Genomic DNA, 18,265 nt, shown 5'->3' on the forward strand with positions numbered 1-18,265 from the left:
GCGTCGTCGGCGCGGGGTGCCGTCGTCCCGTCAGAGCGGGACGAGGCCACCGGCCCCCGGCGGCGCCGCCCGCACGGCCGGGTCGCCGAGGACCACGAGCCCGCGCGCGTCGTGCACGGCGGTCCACAGCGCGACCAGGTCGGCGTCGGGGAACGGCTTGCCGAGCCGCTCCGACGCGTCGATCCGGGCCGTGAGCAGCGTCGCGAGCGACGCGTACCGCGAGGTCAGGTCCTCGAGCGCGTGGCCGACGCGCCTCCCGTCGAGCAGGCCGAGCAGCGCGCCGCGGAACGCCCCCGTCTGCGCGGTCGTGCCGTGCCACAGGAACGCGCACGACCAGGTGCGGTCGACGTGCCCGACGAACGCGAGCGCACCGCCCGCTGGGTGGCCGAGCAGCCGTGCGGGCAGCGGAGCCGTGGCGTCCTGGGCAGCGATCTCGACGAGCGTCGCACCCGGCCCCGCCGGGTAGTCGCTGTACCGGGGCGTGCCCGCGCCGTAGCAGGCGAACGCGAGCACGACGCGGGGGCGGACGGGTGCGGCGGCGTCGACGTCGGTCGCGGCGAGGTACTGGGCGGGGGTCAGCGGCCCGCGCTGCTGGACGGGTCCCGGCCAGTCCTGGCACACGAGCGCGCCGCCGAGCCCCAGCGCCGTCGCCTGGGGGCCGCCGAGGCCGTGGCTCGCCGTGAACAGCACGTCGGGACCGTCGGGCGCGTGCAGCAGCGTGCGCAGGCGCTGCTTCGTCGCGGGCTCCCCCGCGTCCGCCGCGACCGACCACGCCGACGCCGACCGGCCGACCTCGTCGAGCAGGGGCGCGAGCAGGAGGCGGCTGCTGAGGTCGGTCGCCGTGTCGTCGGGGTTGCGCGGGCCGAACAGCCGGGCGGAACGCGCCCCGTGCTGTGCGGCGGCGGCAGCCGCGTCGCGGTCCTCCGCGGCCAGCACCGACGCGGCGTACGCGGCGTAGGCGGCCGCGTCGGGCAGGTCCAGACGGCCGACCGCGTACGCGACCCCGAGCTGGTACTGCAGGTCGAACGGCAGCGCGCCCGGTCCGCCGACGAGGAGCAGGTAGTACGGCACGACGCGCGGGTCGACGACCGTCGGCGTCGCGCCGTACCGCACGAGGAACGTGTCGGCGTCCTCCCCGTCCTCGACGACGAGGTGCCGGAACCGGTCGCCGGCCTGCTGCCGGCGCCGGGCCAGCAGGGGCTCGAGCGCCGCCAGGACGGCCGCGTCGACGTCGGGCGCGGTGACGATCCCCCACCCGACCGAGCCGAGGTCGTCGGCGTCGAAGCCGACCGTCACCCCGAGGTGCCGCTCGTCCGCCTGGCTCCGCCGCCGCAGCCGCCGCTCGTCACCGCCACCCGGCACGGGTGCGTCCCGCAGCGCCGCCGCGAGGTCGCCGAGCGCGGTCGGCGGGGTCAGGTACGTGCCGGTCGCGACGTCGAGCCCGTCGACGACGAGCAGGTCGTCCGGGCCCACGGGATCGTCCACGGCACACCTCCCCGCTGCGGGTGCCCTCGTCCGCTCGTCACGCTAGGGGGCGGCGTGCGACGCGGGAAGGTGCGCCGGCGGATCTCACCCGCCGTCAGGCGCCGGTGCTGCGCTCCCAGAGACCGCGCACGTAGGCGGCCTGGCCCGCGTGCTGGACGTCGTCGTCGACGATGCTGACGAGCCGGACGCCGAGCGTCACGGGCGGGTCCCAGGACTCGTCGACGACCGTGTCGAGGTCGTCCGGCTGAAGACGCTCGAGGTAGGCGACGGTCTGCGCGGCGACCTCGTCGTAGTAGCCGAGCAGCAGGTCGCCCGGCACGTCGACCGCGGCGACGTCGTCGGGCGACTGCCCGTACCCGGTCGCCCGGGCGGTGAACGGCAGCCCGAACCGCTCGGCCCAGCCCCGGGCCGTCCACACCTGCTCGACGCCCGCGACGTGCGCGATCTGCGCGTCCTGCCCGCGCGCCGCGTGCCACACGAGCCACGCGATCGAGTTCGCGCCCGGGTCGGGCCGGTACGTCAGGGCCTCGGGCGGCAGACCGTCGACCGTGCCGTGCAGCACGGGTCCGACGCGGCCCAGGGCCTCGACGAGCAGGTCGGCGACGTCCATGCGTCCTCCTCGGTGGGTCGCACGGGCGGCGACCGACCCGTTCGACGGTAGCCACGGGCGCGGTGGCCCGCCCGCGCAGGCGCTCGCCGCGCCCGGGGTTCAGGCGTCCCAGTCGACGCGCACGGACAGGCCGGCGAACCGCGCGTACGCCGCGAACGCCGTCTCGACGGCAGCCCGCTCAGGGTCCGTGAGCGCGCGTGCCGGGCGCGGCTGCGCGACGACCCCGTCGCGCGCGACGACCCGTCGCCACCACCCGACGACCTGCCCGTCGACCAGCAGCGGCGCGATCACCATGTTCGACCCGGGCGGGGCGATGCTCAGCCCGGCGACGTTGGTGACGAACCGGCTCGCGGTATACGCGACGCCGTACTCGTCGTAGCCCTGCAGCACGTGCACGGTCGGCGAGGGGTCGGCTGCGGGTGCCGGGCCGGGCGCCGACCACAGCCGCACGCCGTCGACCTCGTCCTCGACGAGCTCGCCCTCGCACAGCGCGATCCCGCGCCGCACCTGCGTGAGCGTGAGTGTGGCCCACCACCCCAGGTCCTTCTCCGCCGCCGGCCCGTGCCCGGTGAAGAACCGCCGGGTGAGCTCCGCGAGCGCGTCGTCTCCCCGCAGGTCGGGGCCCTCGGCGACGCGCCCGTCGACCAGCGCGTACGTCTGCTGCGCGCCGCGCACCGCGCCGCTGGCGACCACGGCGTCGAGCTCGAGGCGCATGAGCAGGTAGGCCAGCCGCAGCCCGGACGCCTCGACACCGGCGCGCGCCAGGACGTCGCCGAGCTCCCCGCGCGTGAGGTGCTCGCCGCCGCGCAGCGCCGTGGTGACGGCGCGGTGCGTCCGCGCGACCGCCTCGTCGTCGATGCCGACCTGCCGCTCGACGGACCGGTTGACCTGCACGACGCGCGGGCCGGTCAGCGCCTGGACCCAGCGCAGGTCCTCCGCGGCGAGGTAGTGCCACGTGGCCCGCAGCGCGTGCGTGCGCACGATCCGCCCGTCGTCGAGCGCGGCCCGGACGGTCGCGTCGTCGGTGCCGCTGCGCATGCCGAGCGACCAGCGCGACATCGGCACCTCCTGCGCCTGCGACGCGACGAGGTGCCGCACGACGGCGAGCGGGTCGGGCAACGGCGGGCCCGACAGGTGCTGGCGGTGGAGGCGGCGGTGGGCGACCTCGACGGCGTCCATGCTGCGGATCCTAGGCGCGACCTGGGTGTTCCCCGTGCGGTCACGCGGCGTCGACCGACCGGACATGCGGGGGCCAACCGGACGCGGTCGACTGGACGTCATGCGAACCCGTCGCGCTGTCGCGCTCGCTCTCGTCGCCGTCTCCGCCGCGCTGGGCGGCACGGTCGCCGCCTCGCTCCCCGCCGCCGCCGGCGGGTCCCCGGGCCACGGCCCGTCAGCGGACCGCGGTCCCGCCCTCGTCTCCCGCGCCACGCTCTCCGCGGACTTCCTCGCCGACGGCCCGTCGTCGGGTGCGGCCGTCACGCCCGCCAACGGCCGCACCGGCCCGTTCGCCGGTCAGGTCATCCCCGGGTTCTCCGGTGCCCTGGACAACGGCGACGGCTCGTTCTGGGGGCTGCCGGACAACGGCTTCGGCAGCAGGACGAACTCCGCCGACTTCCTGCTCCGGATGTACCTGGTCACGCCCGACTGGCGGTCGGGGACGATCCAGGTCGGCCGGCACATCTCGTTCCAGGACCCCGACCACCGCATCGACTTCCCGCTGACCCGCTCCGACCGCCTGCTCACGGGCGCCGACTTCGACGTCGAGTCCGTGCAGCGCGCCCAGGACGGCACGCTGTGGGTCGGCGAGGAGTTCGGGCCGTTCCTGCTGCACTTCAGCGCCGACGGCGTGCTGCTGTCCGCACCCGTGCCGTTCCCCGACGGCAAGTCGCCCGCCAACCCGTACCTCGCGCCCGGCGAGACCCCGCGCGTCGCGAGCAGCCGCGGGTTCGAGGCGCTCGCCGCGTCGCCCGACGGCCGTCGTCTGTACCCGGTCGTCGAGGGTGCGCTCACCGACGACACCGACAAGCGCCGCCGGTTGGTCTACGAGTTCGACCCCCGCGCGCAGCAGTACACCGGCCGCACGTGGCAGTACCAGACCGACGCCGAGGCGAACGTGATCGGCGACGCGCAGTGGGTCGGCAAGGACCGGCTCTGGCTCGTCGAGCGCGACGACTTCGACGGCGCCGCGTCCGTCATCAAGCGCGTCTACGAGGTCGACCTGTCGACGACGGACCGCGACGGGTTCGTCCGCAAGACGCTGATCCTCGACGCCCTGCGCATCGCGGACCCGCGGGGCGTCAGCGCCGGCGGCGGCTACGGCACGGGCGAGACGTTCGCGTTCCCGGTCCAGTCGTTCGAGACGATCGTGCCGCTCGGCCGCGACCGGCTGCTGCTCGCGAACGACAACAACTACCCCGGCAACGCCGCCCGCGTCCCCGGCACCCCCGACGCGACCGAGATGGTGGTCGTCGACCTGCGCGGTGTGCGCCTCGCCGAGCCCGACGACACGCTCGTCGTCGGTCACCGCGGCGCGTCGGGCTACCGGCCCGAGCACACGCTCGCGTCGTACGAGACGGCGATCCTGCAGTGCGCCGACTACATCGAGCCCGACCTCGTGAGCACCAAGGACGGCGTGCTCGTCGCCCGGCACGAGAACGAGATCGGCAGCACGACGGACGTCTCGACGCGGGCCGAGTTCACGTCGCGCCGCACCACCAAGACGATCGACGGGGTCAGCCTCACGGGCTGGTTCACCGAGGACTTCACGCTCGCCGAGCTCCGCACGCTGCGCGCCAAGGAGCGCATCCCGGCCGTCCGCCCGGGCAACACCGCGTTCGACGGCCGCTACCAGGTGCCGACGTTCGACGAGGTCCTCGACCTCGCGCGGACCTCCCGCACGTGCGCGGGCGAGCCGGTCGGCGTCTACCCGGAGACCAAGCACCCGACGTACTTCGACGGCATCGGCCTCTCGCTCGAGGAGCCGCTGCTCGCGGCGCTCGCCGCCAACGGCTTCGACGGCCGGCGCGCGCCCGTCATCATCCAGAGCTTCGAGACGTCGAACCTGAGGGAGCTCTCCCGGCAGACGAAGCTGCCGCTCGCGCAGCTGATCAACTGCTCCGGCGCCCCGTGGGACCTCGTCGCCGCCGGTGACACCCGCACCTACGCCGACCTCGTCACCCGCGAGGGCCTGCGCGGCATCGCCCGCTACGCCGACGGCATCGGCGCCTGCAAGGACGTGCTGATCCCGCGCGACGCGTTGGGGGCGCTCCTCTCGCCGTCGCCGGTCATCCGCGACGCCCACCGCGCCGGCCTCACCGTCCACGGCTGGACCTTCCGGGCCGAGAACCAGTTCCTGCCCACGCAGTTCCGCGTCGGCACCGACCCGAACTCGCACGGCGACCTGAAGGGCGAGATCCGCACCTTCCTGCGCGCCGGCATGGACGGCTTCTTCACGGACCACCCCGACGTGGGCGCCGCCGCCGTCGGCTGACGCGACCGCGACCACGCGCGAGGCCCCGGGGTGGCACGCCCCGGGGCCTCGTCGCGTCCCGGCCTGCGGGTGCAGACTCGGCGGTGACGGCGTCGTCGGGAGGGGTGCCATGAGCACGCACGCGTACCTGCGGATCGAGTCGGTCGAGGGTGGGTCCACCGACCGCCACCACGAGGGGTGGATCGAGGTGCGGTCGTTCACGTGGTCCGAGACCTCGGGCGCGGGTGCCGGTGGGCACGCCGCGGTCTCCGGTCGTGTCACCGCGAGCCCCCTCGTCGTGACCGCCGACGTCAGCGTCGCCTCGCCGCGCCTCATGGTCGCGTGCGCGCGCAACGAGCGGTTCGACGTCGCGGAGCTCGAGGTCGTGCAGGCCGGGGAGAACGGCGGACGCCCGTTCCTGCGGTGGCGGCTGCAGGACGTCGTCGTGTCGGGCTACGCGGTCACGGCGGAGGACTTCCTGCCGGTCGACACGATCACCCTGCGGTTCGAGTCCCTGCGGTTCGACGTCGTGCCGCAGCAGCCCGACGGCACCCCCGGCTCCCCCGTCACCGGCGAGGTCGACTTCACACGACCGTCCCGCTGACGCCGCGGGCGCTCAGTCGCTCCCGACGTCCACCAGCGCGACCCGCAGCCGCACGGTGTCGCCGACGTCGCACGACTCCGCCCGACGGACCGCCTTCTTGAGCGGCAGCACGTACGTCTTGGCCTTGTCGTCGGGGAACACCGACGTGCGCCAGACGGACCCGCCGAGCGTCACCTCGACCCGCACCGACCCGAACCCGCGCGTGACCCCGGACGACACCTCGAGCACGTCGTCGGCGATGTCCGTCGGCAGGCTGACGAAGACCCACGAGTCCGTCTTGCGGGCGTCCCACCGCCACAGCGGCGCGTCGAACTCGTACGTCGGCCGGTCGGTCATGACGGCATCGTCGCAGGCCGCACCGACACGTTGACGCCGTGCGCTCGCCGCCGGGAGGGTGGGCGGGTGCGCACCGCCACGGACGTCGTCGACGAGCTGCGCCGCCACGCGGACCAGCGGGAGCACGCGAAGACGACCCGTCGCATGGTCGGCGTCCCGCTGAGCGTGGTCGGGGTTCGGATGGGCACCGTGTTCGCGGTCGCGAAGGAGCACCGGGCGCTGCCGCTCCCGGAGGTCGCCGCGCTGCTGGAGCGCGACGAGTACGAGTCGCGGATGGTCGGGGTGTCGGTGCTCGACTTCCGCGCTCGCGCGCCGCGGCTCGACGACGACGGGCGGCAGGCGCTCTACGACGTGTGGATGGACCACCTCGACCGGATGGTCGCGTGGGACCTGGTCGACCGGTCGGCGCCACGAGTCGTCGGCCTGCACCTGCGCAGCCGCTCGCGCGACCCGCTGTTCACGCTCGCCGCGTCGCCCGACGTCATGCACCGCCGTGCCGCCGTCGTCGCGTCCTTCGCCCTCATCCGTGAGCGGGACCTCGACGACCCCCTCGCGATCTGCGGACTTCTCGCCGGCGACCGTGACCCGCTCGTGCAGAGCCCGATCGGCACCGCGCTGCGCGAGGTCGGCCGCGTCGATGCCGCTCGCCGTGACGCCTTCCTCGCGACCCATGCCGCGGTGATCAGCGCAGCGGCTCGCCGAGTCGCACGGGGCTCTGGTGAGGCATCAGTCGCCGGCGTCGACGCGTTCCCGACGTTCCCGCCGGTCACGCGGCACACGATCACCTTCGACGACGTCATGGCGCGGCGTGACGACTGAGCCCGGCTCGCACCTCGACCTCACGTGCACGCCGCGATGCGCGTCGCGGTCCGGCGCTGGCCGGTCTACGCGTGCTCGTCGCGGGTCAGGAGCGTCACGACCTCGTAGTGGGTCGTCTGGGGGAACATGTCGAGGACCCGGCCACGGACGGGACGCAGGGACGGCATGGCGGCGAGGTCGCGGGCCAGCGAGCGGGCGTTGCACGACGAGTAGACGACCGTCCCGACGCCCGACCGTTCGAGCCAGCCGGCCAGGTCGGGGCCGATGCCGCGTCGCGGCGGGTTGACGACGACGAGGTCGGGCACGTCGGCGGGTGACGCGCCGAGCGCGAAGGCGGTCGCGTCGTCGGCGCGGAACGTGGTGCGGGTCAGGCCCGCGTCGCGCGCGGTGAGGGTCGCGCTCGCGACGGCCTCGGCGGACGTCTCGACGCCGACGACGTCGCGCGCGCCGTCGGCGACGTGCAGGGCGAACCCGCCGACGCCGCAGTAGAGATCCCACACGGACGCCGGCGCGGCGTCGTCGACCCACGCGGCGGCCTGCCGGTAGAGCGCGGCGGCGACGTCGGTGTTCGTCTGGAAGAAGCTCTGCGGGCGCAGGTGCAGGTCGAGGCCGTTGACGCGCATACGGAGGGTCTCCTCCGGCGTCAGCAGGATCTCCCGCTCCCCTTCGAGCACGGCCTTGTGCTCGGGCAGCAGGTTGACGGACGCGACGACGAGGCGCGGGAGCTGCGCGCGCAGCCACGGCAGGTGCTTGCGGATGCGGGCCACCGCCTCCTGCGAGCGCAGCACGAACCGCAGCATGAGGTCGCCGTCGGGCGACTCGGTGAGCAGCAGGTGCTTGAGCTCGCCGCGACGCGCGGGGACGTCGTAGGGCTCGAGCCGGGCCAGGGTGACGAACGCCGTCAGCACCGGGAAGGTCACCGACAGGGAGGCCGGGTAGAGGCCGCAGCCCTGGAGGTCCACGCCGACGCCGGCCGCGTCGAGGATGCCGAGCGTCGGGGCGTCGACGGTCCCGCCGACGACCATCTTGGCCTTGTTGCGGAACCCCTCCTCGGGGCTGGCCACGGGGTCGAGCCAGACGAGGTCGCGGTGCGCGGCGAGCAGGTCGACGCACAGGTCCTGCTTGGCGGCGAGCTGGTCGCCGTAGGGCCGGCCCATCCACGTGCAGGAGGTGCACCGCTCGGCGTCGTAGTAGGGGCACTGCACGGTCCACCAGCCTACGTGCCGTGTATCTGTGGCCTACGTCACACCTCTTGTCCGTGCAGGGGGCGCAGTCGGTGTTCGCGCGCGGGCGGGGAGACGTCATGGACAGCCGGAACGGCGGCCTCGAGGTCGTCGACGCAGTGGTCGTCGGCTCGGGCTTCGGCGCCGCGGTCGCGGCGCAGCGGCTCGCGGAGGCGGGCAAGCAGGTCGTCGTCATGGAGCGCGGCCGGCGCTACGGGCCCGGGGACTTCGCCCGGACGCCCGCGCAGATGGGCCGGGCGTTCTGGGACCCCAGCGAGAAGCTCTACGGGCTGTTCGACGCGTGGTCGTTCCGCGGGCTGGAGGGGCTCGTGTCGAGCGGGCTCGGCGGTGGCTCGCTCATCTACGCGAACGTGCTGCTGCGCAAGGACGAGCACTGGTTCGTGCACGACTCCCCGCTTCCGGGCGGCGGATACGAGCACTGGCCGATCAGGCGCGCGGACCTCGACCCGCACTACGACGTCGTCGAGAAGATGCTCGGCGCGACGCCCTACCCGTACGACGACACCCCGAAGACGCGGGCCGTCGAGCAGGCAGCGGTCGCGCTGGGGATGCCGACGATCCGGCCGCCGCTCGCGGTGACGTTCGCCCGGCCCGACGAGGCGCCCGCGCCCGGCCTGGACCTCCCGGCCGCGGAGTACGGCACGGTCCACGCCGGGTCGCTCCGGCGGACCTGCACGCTGTGCGGCGAGTGCGACATCGGCTGCAACGTCGGCGCGAAGAACACGCTCGACCACACGTACCTGTCGTCCGCGGCGCACCACGGCGCCGACGTCCGGACGCTGCACGAGGTGCGCGCGGTGCGGCCGCTCGACGGCGGCGGCTACCTCGTCCGGTACGTCGTGCACCCGGAGGGCGCGCGCGGTGACATGGACACCCGCACCCGCGCGCTGCCGGAACGCTCGATCGTCGCCCGTCGCGTGATCCTGGGCGCCGGCACGTTCGGCACGACGTTCCTGCTGCTGCGCAGCCGCGCGTCGCTGCCCGGCCTCGGCCCGGCGCTCGGCACGCGGTTCTCCGGCAACGGCGACCTGCTGACGCTGCTGCTCGACTGCACGCGCGACGGCGAGGCGCTGCCGGTCGACGGCGGCAACGGACCCGTCATCACGACCGCGATCCGCCGGCCCGACGCGCTCGACGGCGACGGCTGGACCGGGCGCGGCTACTACGTCGAGGACGCGGGCTTCCCCGGGTTCCTCGGCTGGCTCGTCGAGACCGCGCAGCTGCGCTCGACCGCCCGTCGCGCCGCCGCGTTCGCGTGGCAGGTCGTGCGCAACCGCGTGCTCGCGCAGGGCCGGTCCAACGTGTCGGCCGACCTGTCCGCGCTGCTGGGCGACGGGCGGCTGTCCGCGGGGTCGCTCCCCCTGCTCGGCATGGGCCGCGACGTGCCCGACGGACGGATGTCGCTGCACGACGGGCGGCTCGCGGTGAGCTGGACGACGTCGACGTCGCGCGCCTACTTCGACGACGTCCGCTCGACGATGGAGCGCGTCGGCGAGCAGCTCGGCGCACGGTTCCAGGACAACCCGCTGTGGTGGGCCAAGCGCGTCATCACCGTGCACCCGCTCGGCGGCGTCCCCATCGGGCGGCACGTGGGCGAGGGCGTGTGCGACGAGTACGGCGAGGTCCGCGGGCACGCGGGGCTGCACGTCGTCGACGGCGCCGCGATGCCCGGGCCGGTCGGCGCCAACCCGTCGCTCACCATCGCGGCGATGGCGGACCGTGCGGCGACGCGGATGCTCGAGCAGGACTGGTCGCGACCCCGCCGCACCCACATCGCCGCACCGGCCCGCGCGCTCGCGACCCGCGCCCCCGGCGCCACGTCGGTCGCCTTCACCGAGCGGATGGTCGGGCCGTTCACGCTCGACCAGACCGACCCGCGCCACGGCGCCGAGCTCGCCCGCAGCCTGGGCGACCGCCTCCAGTTCGTCCTCACGATCACGGCGCCCGACATCGAGGCGTTCGTCGCCGACCCGCTGCACCGCGCCGACGCCACGGGGTTCGTCGAGTCCAACGTCCTGGGCGGGCGGCTCGACGTCGAGCGCGGCTGGTTCAACCTGTTCGTCCACCCCGGCGGCACGCCCGGACGCCGCATGCTCTACCGCCTGTGGCTGCGCGACGCCGCCGGCTCGCCGCTCACGCTCGTCGGGGCGAAGGAGGTCGAGGACGACCGCGGGCTCGACGTGTGGGCCGACACCACGACCCTGTTCGTGCGCGTCCTCTCCGGCCACGTCGCGCCGCCCGAGGCCACGACGCACGCGCAGGCGCTCGCGGTGCTCGACCGGATGCGCGACGACGAGGTGCCCGACGGGACGATCGGCGCGGGCGTGCTCGTCATCAAGCCGTTCGACCTGGCCAAGCAGCTCACGACGTTCCGCACCGACGGCGACGCCGGTGCGGCCGCGCTCGCGCAGTTCGGCCGGCTGTTCCTCGGCGAGCTGTGGGACGTGTACGTCGCGGACAGGCTCGCCGGGCGTCGCGCCACCCCGGCGCGGGCCGCCACCGCGAGGGCCGGCCGATGAGGCGTCGCGACCTCGTCCCGCGCAGCAGCGACCTCGGGTTCGTCCCGTCGCCGCAGGTGCGCTGGCTCGACCCGCCGGAGCTCGCGCGGACGGCGCTCAAGGTCGTGCTCGCGTCCGTGTTCACCGCGTACGGAGACCGCCGCGAGGTGCAGGCCGCGCTGCCCGGCGGGCTCGTCGAGCCCGCGCACCGGCCCGAGGGCGACCTGTGGCTCGACTTCGTCGCCGACCTGGGCGACGGGTTCGACGCGACGTACACCGTCGCGACGCTGCTCGCGCAGCCCGAGCTGAAGGTCGCGGGACCCGGCGGGCCGCTCGCGCTGCCGCGCGGGCACGTGCTCGTCATGGGCGGCGACGAGGTCTACCCGGCGGCGTCCGCGCGCGGGTACGAGCACCGCACGACGGGCCCGTACGGCGCCGCGCTCCCGGCACCCGGCCCGGGCGCGGCGCTCGACGCGACGACCGAGCCGACGCTGCTCGCCATCCCCGGCAACCACGACTGGTACGACGGACTCACCGCCTGGCTGCGCGTGTTCACGTGCGGCGCGAGCGTCGGGGCGTGGCGGACCGTGCAGCGGCGGTCGTACTTCGCGGTGCGCCTCGCCCCCGGCTGGTGGCTGCTCGGCCTCGACTCGCAGCTCGACGAGTACATCGACGAGCCGCAGCTCGACTACTTCCGCACGCACGTCACCGCGCACCTGCGGCCCGGTGACGCGGTCGTCGTCTGCGCGGCCGAACCCGCGTGGGCGAAGGCCGGGCACGACCCCGACGCGTTCAACCAGCTGCACTTCTTCGAGCGCGAGGTGGTGCGGTACCGGCAGGTGCCCGGGCGGCGCGAGCGCGAGGACACGGGCGCACACGTGCGGCTGTGGCTGAGCGGCGACCAGCACCTCTACTCGCGGTACGCGTCGCGGGCGCCGGGGGCTGCTGCGCCGGGCGGCCCGGGCGGCCCGGGCGGCGCGAGCGGTGGGGCCGGCGGGGTCGGTGCGGTCGACCCGCGTGCCGTCCAGGCCGTGACGTGCGGCCTCGGGGGTGCGTACCTCGGCGACACCGACCAGCTCGTCGACCACCTCGTCCTGCCGCCGCCGGGGTCGCGCATGCGGACCAAGGACTCCCCCGGCACGCCGTTCGACCGCGTCGGCCCGACGTATCCGGACCAGGCCCGGTCGCGTCGGTGGCGCCGCCGCATCGCCAACCCCCTGAGCCCCTACTGGGCCGGCCGCCGGAACGTGGGGCTGCTCGCGACCGCGGGGGTCGTGCAGCTGCTGGTCGTGGGCTGCCTCGCCGGGCTTCTCGGGGTGCTGCGCGGCGGGTCGCCGACGCTGCTGCGCGGACCGTTCGCGGACGTCGCCGAGGCGGCCCTGGCCGCCGCCGCGTGGGTGCTGGGCCTGCTGCTCCTGCACCTGGTCCTCGCGACCGTCCTGCCGGGTGGGCGGCTCGCGCGGCTCGTCCCCGCGACGACGGGTGTCGGCCTCCAGCTCGTCGCCGCCCTCGTCGTCCTCGTCGCCGCCGTCGCCGTCCCGTGGCCCGCGTGGTCGCCCGCGCTCACCGCGACGCTCGTCGTCCCGTTCGTCGTCGTGCTCGGCGCGCTGCTCGGCACGCAGGCGTTCGCGCTGCTGCTGCTGTCGCGCCGCACGGGCGTCGTCGCCGGCTGGCAGATGTCCGGCCAGGCCGTCACCGACCACAAGGGCTTCCTGCGGCTGTGCCTGCGCACCGACGGGCGGCTCGAGATCTACCCGCTCGTGGTCGACACGGTGTGCCGCCGCTGGGACGTCGACACCCGGGACGGCGCATCACGCCCCGTCCCCGCCGACGGCCCGCCCGCCGTCCGGCTGCTGGAGGACCCGATCGTCGTCGCGCAGGAGGGGTTCATGTCATGAGCGTCGAGGAAGCACCCGTCACCGTCACGCGAGCCGACCACCGCACCGAGCTCGTGCCGTTCACCGCCCGCGACGGCACCCGGCTGACGTTCGTCCACGTGCGCGGGCCCCGCGAGCCGTGGCGCGGGCCCGTCATGCTCGCGCACGGCTCCGGCGTCCGCGCCGAGCTGTTCCGGCCGCCGCTTCCGCGCACCCTCGTCGACGTCCTCCTCGAGGACGGCTGGGACGTGTGGATGCTCAACTGGCGGGGGTCGATCGACCTCGACCCGATGCCGTGGACGCTCGACGACGCCGCGGTCTTCGACCACCCGGCCGCGGTCGACCACGTCCTCGCCGCGACCGGCACGACGACGATGAAGGCGATCGTGCACTGCCAGGGCTCGACGTCGTTCACCATGGCGGCGGTCGCCGGGCTGGTCCCCGCGGTCGACACCGTCGTCTCGAACGCCGTGTCCCTGCACCCCGTGCTGCCGTTCTGGTCGCGGCAGAAGATCCGCTACCTCGTCGACCCGATCGAGCGGTTCACCCCGCACCTCAACCCGGCCTGGGGCTACCGCTCCGACGGGAACTTCTCGAAGGTGCTGCGCGGCGTCGTGCGCGTCACGCACCCCGAGTGCGACAACATCGTCTGCCGGATGGTGTCGTTCACCTACGGCTCCGGCTTCCCCGCGCTGTGGTCGCACGAGAACCTCGACCGCGCGACGCACGACTGGATCAGCGGCGAGTTCGCCGACGTGCCCATGTCGTTCTTCCGGCAGATGGGCCGGTCCGTCGCCGCCGGGCACCTCGTCCCCGCGCACGACCACCCCGAGCTGCCCGACGACCTGGTCGCCGGGCCACCGCGCACCGACGCGCGCTTCGCGTTCCTCGCAGGCGCCGACAACCGGTGCTACCTGCCCGAGTCGCAGGTCCGGACCCACGCGTTCTTCGCGCGGCACCGGCCGGACAAGGGCGACACGCTGCACGTCCTGCCGGGCTACGGGCACCTCGACGTGTTCTTCGGCCGGCGCGCGTGGCGGGACACCTACCCGATCATCCTGGAGGAGCTGCACCGATGAGCCTGCTGACCTCGGCCGCGCGGACGGTGCTGTCCCGCGTCCCGTCCCCCGTCCCGCGCCGCCAGCGCCGCCTCACCGGTCAGGCCGCGCGCGTCGACACCATCCCGTACGCGATGCCGGTGTCGTCCGAGGACTCGCCCGTCCTCATGGCCGCCTTCCCGATCTCGCTGTCCGCCGCGCGCGCGGTCCTGCCCGGGACCGAGCTGCACCCCGTGTCGCTCGGGTTCGGCCGCGGCGTGCTCGTCGCGACCGTCGTCAACTACCGGTCGACCGACATCGGGCAGTACATCGAGTACTCGCTCGCGATCGCCGTCACGCACGGCCCCCGGCCCGCGCCGCCGCTCCTGCCGCTCGCGCTCATGCGGACGCTGCAGCTCGGCCAGTACGTCGTCGACCTGCCCGTCTCCACCGAGGTGTCCGTCAAGGGCGGCAAGGGCATCTGGGGCATGCCCAAGCACCAGGCGTCGCTCGACTTCGTCGTCACCGACACCACGGTCTCCGCGCAGTACGACACCCTCGACGGGCAGTTCGGCGCGCTCGTCGAGATCGAGCGACCCGCCCCCGTGGGGCTGCCGCTCAAGCTCGCCGCCGCGAACTACTGCGCGTTCCGCGGGCAGCTCATGAGGTCGACGATCTACTTCGAGGCGACGGGCGACGTCGCGGTCGGTCCCGGGGCGCGGGCGCGCATCGTGCTCGGCGACGCACCGGGCGTGCAGCCCCTGCGCGCGCTCCAGATCGGGTCGAATCCGCTGTTCACCGCGTGGCTGCCGACCGCGCACGGCGTGCTGGACGACCACTACGAGGCGTGGTTCCTCACGTCCGACACCCTGGGCTCGGTCGACGCGTCCGTGGCGTCCGGACGGTTCGGCGAGCCGCTCGAGTCCGTGGTCGGGCTCGGTCGCGGCGAGACGTGGCCGCCCGCTCCCGACCGGTCGCGTCCCGAGGTGCAGGGCCGCGTCGCCGCGGGGGTGGCGACGTGATCACGTTCGTCTCGGCGCTGTGGTTCCTGTTCGGCGCGACGATGTACGTCGGGACGATGTGGGTGCTCAAGTGGTTCCTGTTCCCGACCTGGCGGGGTCTGTCGCGGGACAACGTGGGCACGCACTTCGGCATCCCGACCAAGCGTGCGACCGCCTTCTTCACGGGCGTCGTGCCGCTCATGTTCGTCGCCGCGATCATCCTGGTCGTCACCGAGTGGGGCACCCGCTGGGTGTGGTTCGGCGTCGCCTGCCTCGTCGGGATCTTCGTCCTCACGTTCGTCGGGCAGGGCATCATCATCCCGATCAACAAGCGGATCCGCGGCGGTGACTTCGCCGACGACGCCGAGCTGCGGCACCTGCTGCACCGCTGGATGACGCTCAACGACATCCGGTTCTACGGCTCGACGGTCACCTGGGTCGCGATCACCTGGTACGTCGTCGCGCGCGGCGACCTGCTCGGGGCGCTGACGTGACCGCCGACGCCGGCCCGCGCCCGCCCGGCACCTCGCGAGGCGCCGCGGTGGGCGCGGCGCGGACCCCGCTCGTGCTGCTGCTCGTGGTGATCGGCTGGGTCACCGTCGCGAGCGGCGCCGCGCAGGTGCTCGTCCCGTCGTTCGTGCTGTCCCTGCTCGGCGCGGCCGAGGACGCGACCGCGGAACAGCTCTTCGCGACCGTCGGGATGTTCATGGTCGTCGTCGGCGGGCTGCTGCTCACGACCTTGTCACGGCCGCGGCACGACCCCGACGTCGTGCTGTGGGCCGCCGTCCAGAAGGCCGCGGCGTCGGCCGCCGTGGCGATCGGCGTGGTGCGCGGCGTGTTCGACCCGCTCGCGCTCGGCGTCGCCGCGTTCGACCTGCTCACGGCCGTGCTGCTCGCCGTCCACCTGCGCACGCTGCGGAGTGCGCGATGAGGTCGCTCGTCGCCGCCGGGGGCGGCATGCGCGTCGCGTGGCAGGCCGGCGTCGTCCGCGCGCTCCAGGAGGACGGCATCACCTTCGACCACGTCGACGGCACGTCCGGCGGCATCCTCACCGCCGCGATGCTGTGCTCGGGCGTCGACGGCGTCGAGATGTGCCGGCGCTGGCGCGACGTCGACGTGCGCGACTTCGGCTCCGCGCTCCCGCTGCACGAGTACCTCACCGGCCCGTGGAACCTGCCCGCGGTCGGGGACGCCGACGGGCTCGTCCGTCGCGTCTTCCCGGCACTGGGCATCTCGGAGGCGGCGGTGCGCGCCTCGACGCTCCAGGGCTCGTTCAACGTCGTCGACTTCGTCACCAAGCAGAACGTCGCCGTCGACGCCGCCGACGTCGACGCCGAGCTCCTCGCCGCCGGCATGTCCCTGCCGCTGTTCCTCACGCCGCTGAAGCGCGACGGGCACGTCTGGACCGACGCCGTCTGGGTCCGCGACGCCAACGTCACCGAGGCGCTGCGCCGCGGCGCCGACGAGGTGTGGCTGGTCTGGTGCATCGGCGACACCGACCGGTGGGGCGACGGGCCGCTCGAGCAGTACGTCCACATGATCGAGATGAGCGCCGCCGGGGCGCTGGCCGCCGACCTCGCGCTCGCCGACGCGACCGGGCGGTCGTTCGTCCTGCACGTCGTCAAGCCCGAGCACCCGCTGCCGCTCGACCCGGAGTTCTACCTGGGCCGCATCTCGTCCGACTCGCTCGTGCAGATGGGCTACCGCGACGCGCGGCGGTACCTCGCCGGGCGGTCGGCGGGCGGGGTGCCGCGAGACGCGTCGTGCACGCGCATGACCGAGCCGCCGCCGTCGGCGCGGTACGTCGAGCACCTGCGCGGGACTCTCGACGGTGTCGAGGTGGCGCTGGACCTGACCGTCGTCATGCCGCTCGACGGACCCGTCAGCGGGGCCTCGGTCGCCGGGGCGCTCACGTACGGGCCATGGGGCGAGCGCGCCTTCCTCGCCGACGGGCGCGTCGAGGAGACCGCGGACGCGTTCGTCTACCGAGGTGCCGTGCGGGTCGACGGGGAGGTTCTCGAGGTCGAGGCCGTGCGGTGGCTGGTCGACGACCCCGGGTTCGACGCGTGGTCCGACCTGTCGCGGGTCGCTCTCACCGTGCGCTCGGCGTCCGGCTCCGTCGTGCTGTCGGCGCCGCTCGAGCTCGGCTCCGGCGGCGTGCGGCGGCTGGTCACGTCCGTCGAACCCGTCGGCGTGACGGGGGTCTTCCATCGCGCCGACGCGGTCCGCCGGCTCCTGGCACGCGGCGCGGGCGCCCTGCGCCGCTGACCGCGGCGCCGGCCGGTCGTCCGCCGACCGACGTCCTCGCCGAACGCGCCCTCACGGGCGTCCGGAGGTGGTCAGGCGGGTCTGATGGTGCGTTCGGCGAAACCGGGACGCGTCGTCGCGGGCCCGCGACGGCACGCGGGTCAGCGGAGGGCGGCCTGACGGCGTCGGGTGCGGCCGCGACGGCGGGCGCGCACGGGGACCTTGAGCGGGTGCTTGCCCAGCCGGAACATCACGGCGACCTGCACGACGTAGAGGACGACCGCGCCGAGGGCCACGCCGCTGCACCAGACGAAGAGCTCGCCCACGTCGACCGTGCGGCCCGTGAGGTCCGCGACGGCGGCCGCGAGCGCGTGCAGCCGGTCGCGGTACGACCCGACCAGCCAGGCCGCCGCCCCCGCGAGCAGCCCGACGACGAGCAGGGCGTTGCGGCGGACCGCGCGACCCGGCGAGACCCAGTGCCACCCCGCGTACTCGGGCTCGGGCGCCGCATGCTGCGGGCCGTCCCACCACCGGTCGCTCCGGTCGTCGGGCTCGCGGCGCGAATCCAGGTCGTCGACCGGCCCATGGGGGCGGGGTGCCGGTCGTGGGCGGTCGGGCGACCCGCCGGACGCGAGCAGCGCGGTCGCGCGGTCGAGGACCTCCGCGGCCGCGTGGTTCGCGGGCGTGAGCGCGCCGGCCAGGTCGAACGTGAACAGCACCATGGCGTGCCGGTCGGCGTACTCGACCGCCTCGTCCGAGTAGCCGGGACCCGTGAAGAACCACAGCTCGAGGTCGGTGCGGTCGGCGCGGGCGCCGTAGAGGCGCTGGAGGTCGGGGCGCCCCGCGCGGCCGCCGCGGAACTTCACCTGGGCGAGCGCGTGACGGGCGGTGACGTCGAGGCCTCCGTCGGCGCCGCGTCCGGGGTTGGCGCTCGCGTCGGGGTGGCCGAGCTGGCGCATGTGGTGCGCGGCCATCTCCTCCGCCTCGCGCGGGGTCAGGACGTGCTGGCCGGGCACCCACTCGCTCACGAGGCAG

16 protein-coding genes are annotated in these 18,265 nt (G+C 74.7%); 10 read left to right on the forward strand and 6 right to left on the reverse strand.

Going from position 1 to position 18,265, the window contains the following annotated elements; translation table 11 throughout:
• Positions 1–30: 30 nt before the first annotated feature.
• The 3 genes from KOV94_RS10235 to KOV94_RS10245 all read right to left on the reverse strand — a co-directional run bounded on the left by KOV94_RS10235 (position 31) and on the right by KOV94_RS10245 (position 3,274).
• Positions 31–1,485 carry a hypothetical protein gene (locus KOV94_RS10235; RefSeq protein ID WP_124343420.1) on the reverse strand — a complete coding sequence of 485 codons (1,455 nt, stop codon included), beginning with the start codon at positions 1,483–1,485 and terminating at the stop codon, positions 31–33.
• A gap of 94 nt (positions 1,486–1,579) precedes the next feature.
• Positions 1,580–2,095, reverse strand: coding sequence for a mycothiol transferase (locus KOV94_RS10240; protein ID WP_124343419.1), 516 nt, complete (start codon positions 2,093–2,095; stop codon positions 1,580–1,582).
• A gap of 99 nt (positions 2,096–2,194) precedes the next feature.
• On the reverse strand, positions 2,195–3,274 hold the full coding sequence (locus KOV94_RS10245) for a winged helix DNA-binding domain-containing protein (protein WP_218051963.1): 1,080 nt from the start codon (positions 3,272–3,274) through the stop codon (positions 2,195–2,197).
• Between the two features lie 100 nt (positions 3,275–3,374).
• On the opposite strand from KOV94_RS10245, the gene KOV94_RS10250 reads away from it, so the two are divergent.
• Complete coding sequence (locus tag KOV94_RS10250) at positions 3,375–5,588, forward strand: esterase-like activity of phytase family protein (RefSeq protein WP_218051964.1); 2,214 nt, start codon at positions 3,375–3,377, stop codon at positions 5,586–5,588.
• Positions 5,589–5,697: 109 nt separating this feature from the next.
• Entirely contained in the window at positions 5,698–6,171 is a 474-nt protein-coding gene (locus KOV94_RS10255; protein WP_124343416.1) for an Hcp family type VI secretion system effector, read from the forward strand.
• A gap of 12 nt (positions 6,172–6,183) precedes the next feature.
• On the opposite strand, the gene KOV94_RS10260 is transcribed toward KOV94_RS10255, so the two are convergent.
• Positions 6,184–6,507, reverse strand: coding sequence for a DUF1905 domain-containing protein (locus tag KOV94_RS10260; protein WP_124343415.1), 324 nt, complete (start codon positions 6,505–6,507; stop codon positions 6,184–6,186).
• 66 nt (positions 6,508–6,573) lie between these two features.
• Between KOV94_RS10260 and KOV94_RS10265 the strand changes: the two genes are divergently transcribed.
• Positions 6,574–7,326 carry a DNA alkylation repair protein gene (locus tag KOV94_RS10265; RefSeq protein WP_160142902.1) on the forward strand — a complete coding sequence of 251 codons (753 nt, stop codon included), beginning with the start codon at positions 6,574–6,576 and terminating at the stop codon, positions 7,324–7,326.
• A 65-nt stretch (positions 7,327–7,391) separates the two neighbouring features.
• On the opposite strand, the gene rlmC is transcribed toward KOV94_RS10265, so the two are convergent.
• Positions 7,392–8,531 (reverse strand): 23S rRNA (uracil(747)-C(5))-methyltransferase RlmC, encoded by a 1,140-nt coding sequence (rlmC, locus tag KOV94_RS10270; RefSeq protein ID WP_124343413.1) that lies wholly within the window; start codon positions 8,529–8,531, stop codon positions 7,392–7,394.
• 98 nt (positions 8,532–8,629) lie between these two features.
• On the opposite strand from rlmC, the gene KOV94_RS10275 reads away from it, so the two are divergent.
• Genes KOV94_RS10275 through KOV94_RS10305 form a run of 7 tightly spaced genes read left to right on the forward strand, consistent with a single transcriptional unit; the run spans position 8,630 to position 17,251 of the window.
• Positions 8,630–11,089, forward strand: a complete 2,460-nt coding sequence (locus tag KOV94_RS10275) for a GMC oxidoreductase (RefSeq protein WP_218051965.1) — start codon at positions 8,630–8,632, stop codon at positions 11,087–11,089.
• Complete coding sequence (locus KOV94_RS10280; RefSeq protein WP_218051966.1) at positions 11,086–12,966, forward strand: hypothetical protein; 1,881 nt, start codon at positions 11,086–11,088, stop codon at positions 12,964–12,966. Before KOV94_RS10275 ends, KOV94_RS10280 begins: the two co-directional genes overlap by 4 nt.
• On the forward strand, positions 12,963–14,024 hold the full coding sequence (locus tag KOV94_RS10285; RefSeq protein ID WP_124341348.1) for an alpha/beta fold hydrolase: 1,062 nt from the start codon (positions 12,963–12,965) through the stop codon (positions 14,022–14,024). The genes KOV94_RS10280 and KOV94_RS10285 overlap by 4 nt, the downstream gene beginning before the upstream one ends.
• Positions 14,021–15,004, forward strand: coding sequence for an acetoacetate decarboxylase family protein (locus tag KOV94_RS10290; protein WP_124341349.1), 984 nt, complete (start codon positions 14,021–14,023; stop codon positions 15,002–15,004). Before KOV94_RS10285 ends, KOV94_RS10290 begins: the two co-directional genes overlap by 4 nt.
• Entirely contained in the window at positions 15,001–15,477 is a 477-nt protein-coding gene (locus KOV94_RS10295; protein ID WP_124341350.1) for an anthrone oxygenase family protein, read from the forward strand. The genes KOV94_RS10290 and KOV94_RS10295 overlap by 4 nt, the downstream gene beginning before the upstream one ends.
• On the forward strand, positions 15,474–15,914 hold the full coding sequence (locus KOV94_RS10300; protein ID WP_308160479.1) for a hypothetical protein: 441 nt from the start codon (positions 15,474–15,476) through the stop codon (positions 15,912–15,914). The genes KOV94_RS10295 and KOV94_RS10300 overlap by 4 nt, the downstream gene beginning before the upstream one ends.
• Positions 15,911–17,251 (forward strand): patatin-like phospholipase family protein, encoded by a 1,341-nt coding sequence (locus KOV94_RS10305; protein ID WP_218051967.1) that lies wholly within the window; start codon positions 15,911–15,913, stop codon positions 17,249–17,251. Before KOV94_RS10300 ends, KOV94_RS10305 begins: the two co-directional genes overlap by 4 nt.
• Positions 17,252–17,391: 140 nt before the next feature.
• Here the strand turns inward: KOV94_RS10305 and KOV94_RS10310 are convergent, their stop codons facing one another.
• The gene (locus tag KOV94_RS10310) at positions 17,392–18,258 is read right to left on the reverse strand and encodes a restriction endonuclease (RefSeq protein ID WP_218051968.1); all 867 of its coding nucleotides are present in this window, start codon (positions 18,256–18,258) and stop codon (positions 17,392–17,394) included.
• Positions 18,259–18,265: the final 7 nt, after the last annotated feature.

The sequence above is a fragment of the Cellulomonas algicola genome (assembly GCF_019024305.1).
In the GTDB taxonomy this organism is placed as follows: domain Bacteria; phylum Actinomycetota; class Actinomycetes; order Actinomycetales; family Cellulomonadaceae; genus Cellulomonas; species Cellulomonas algicola.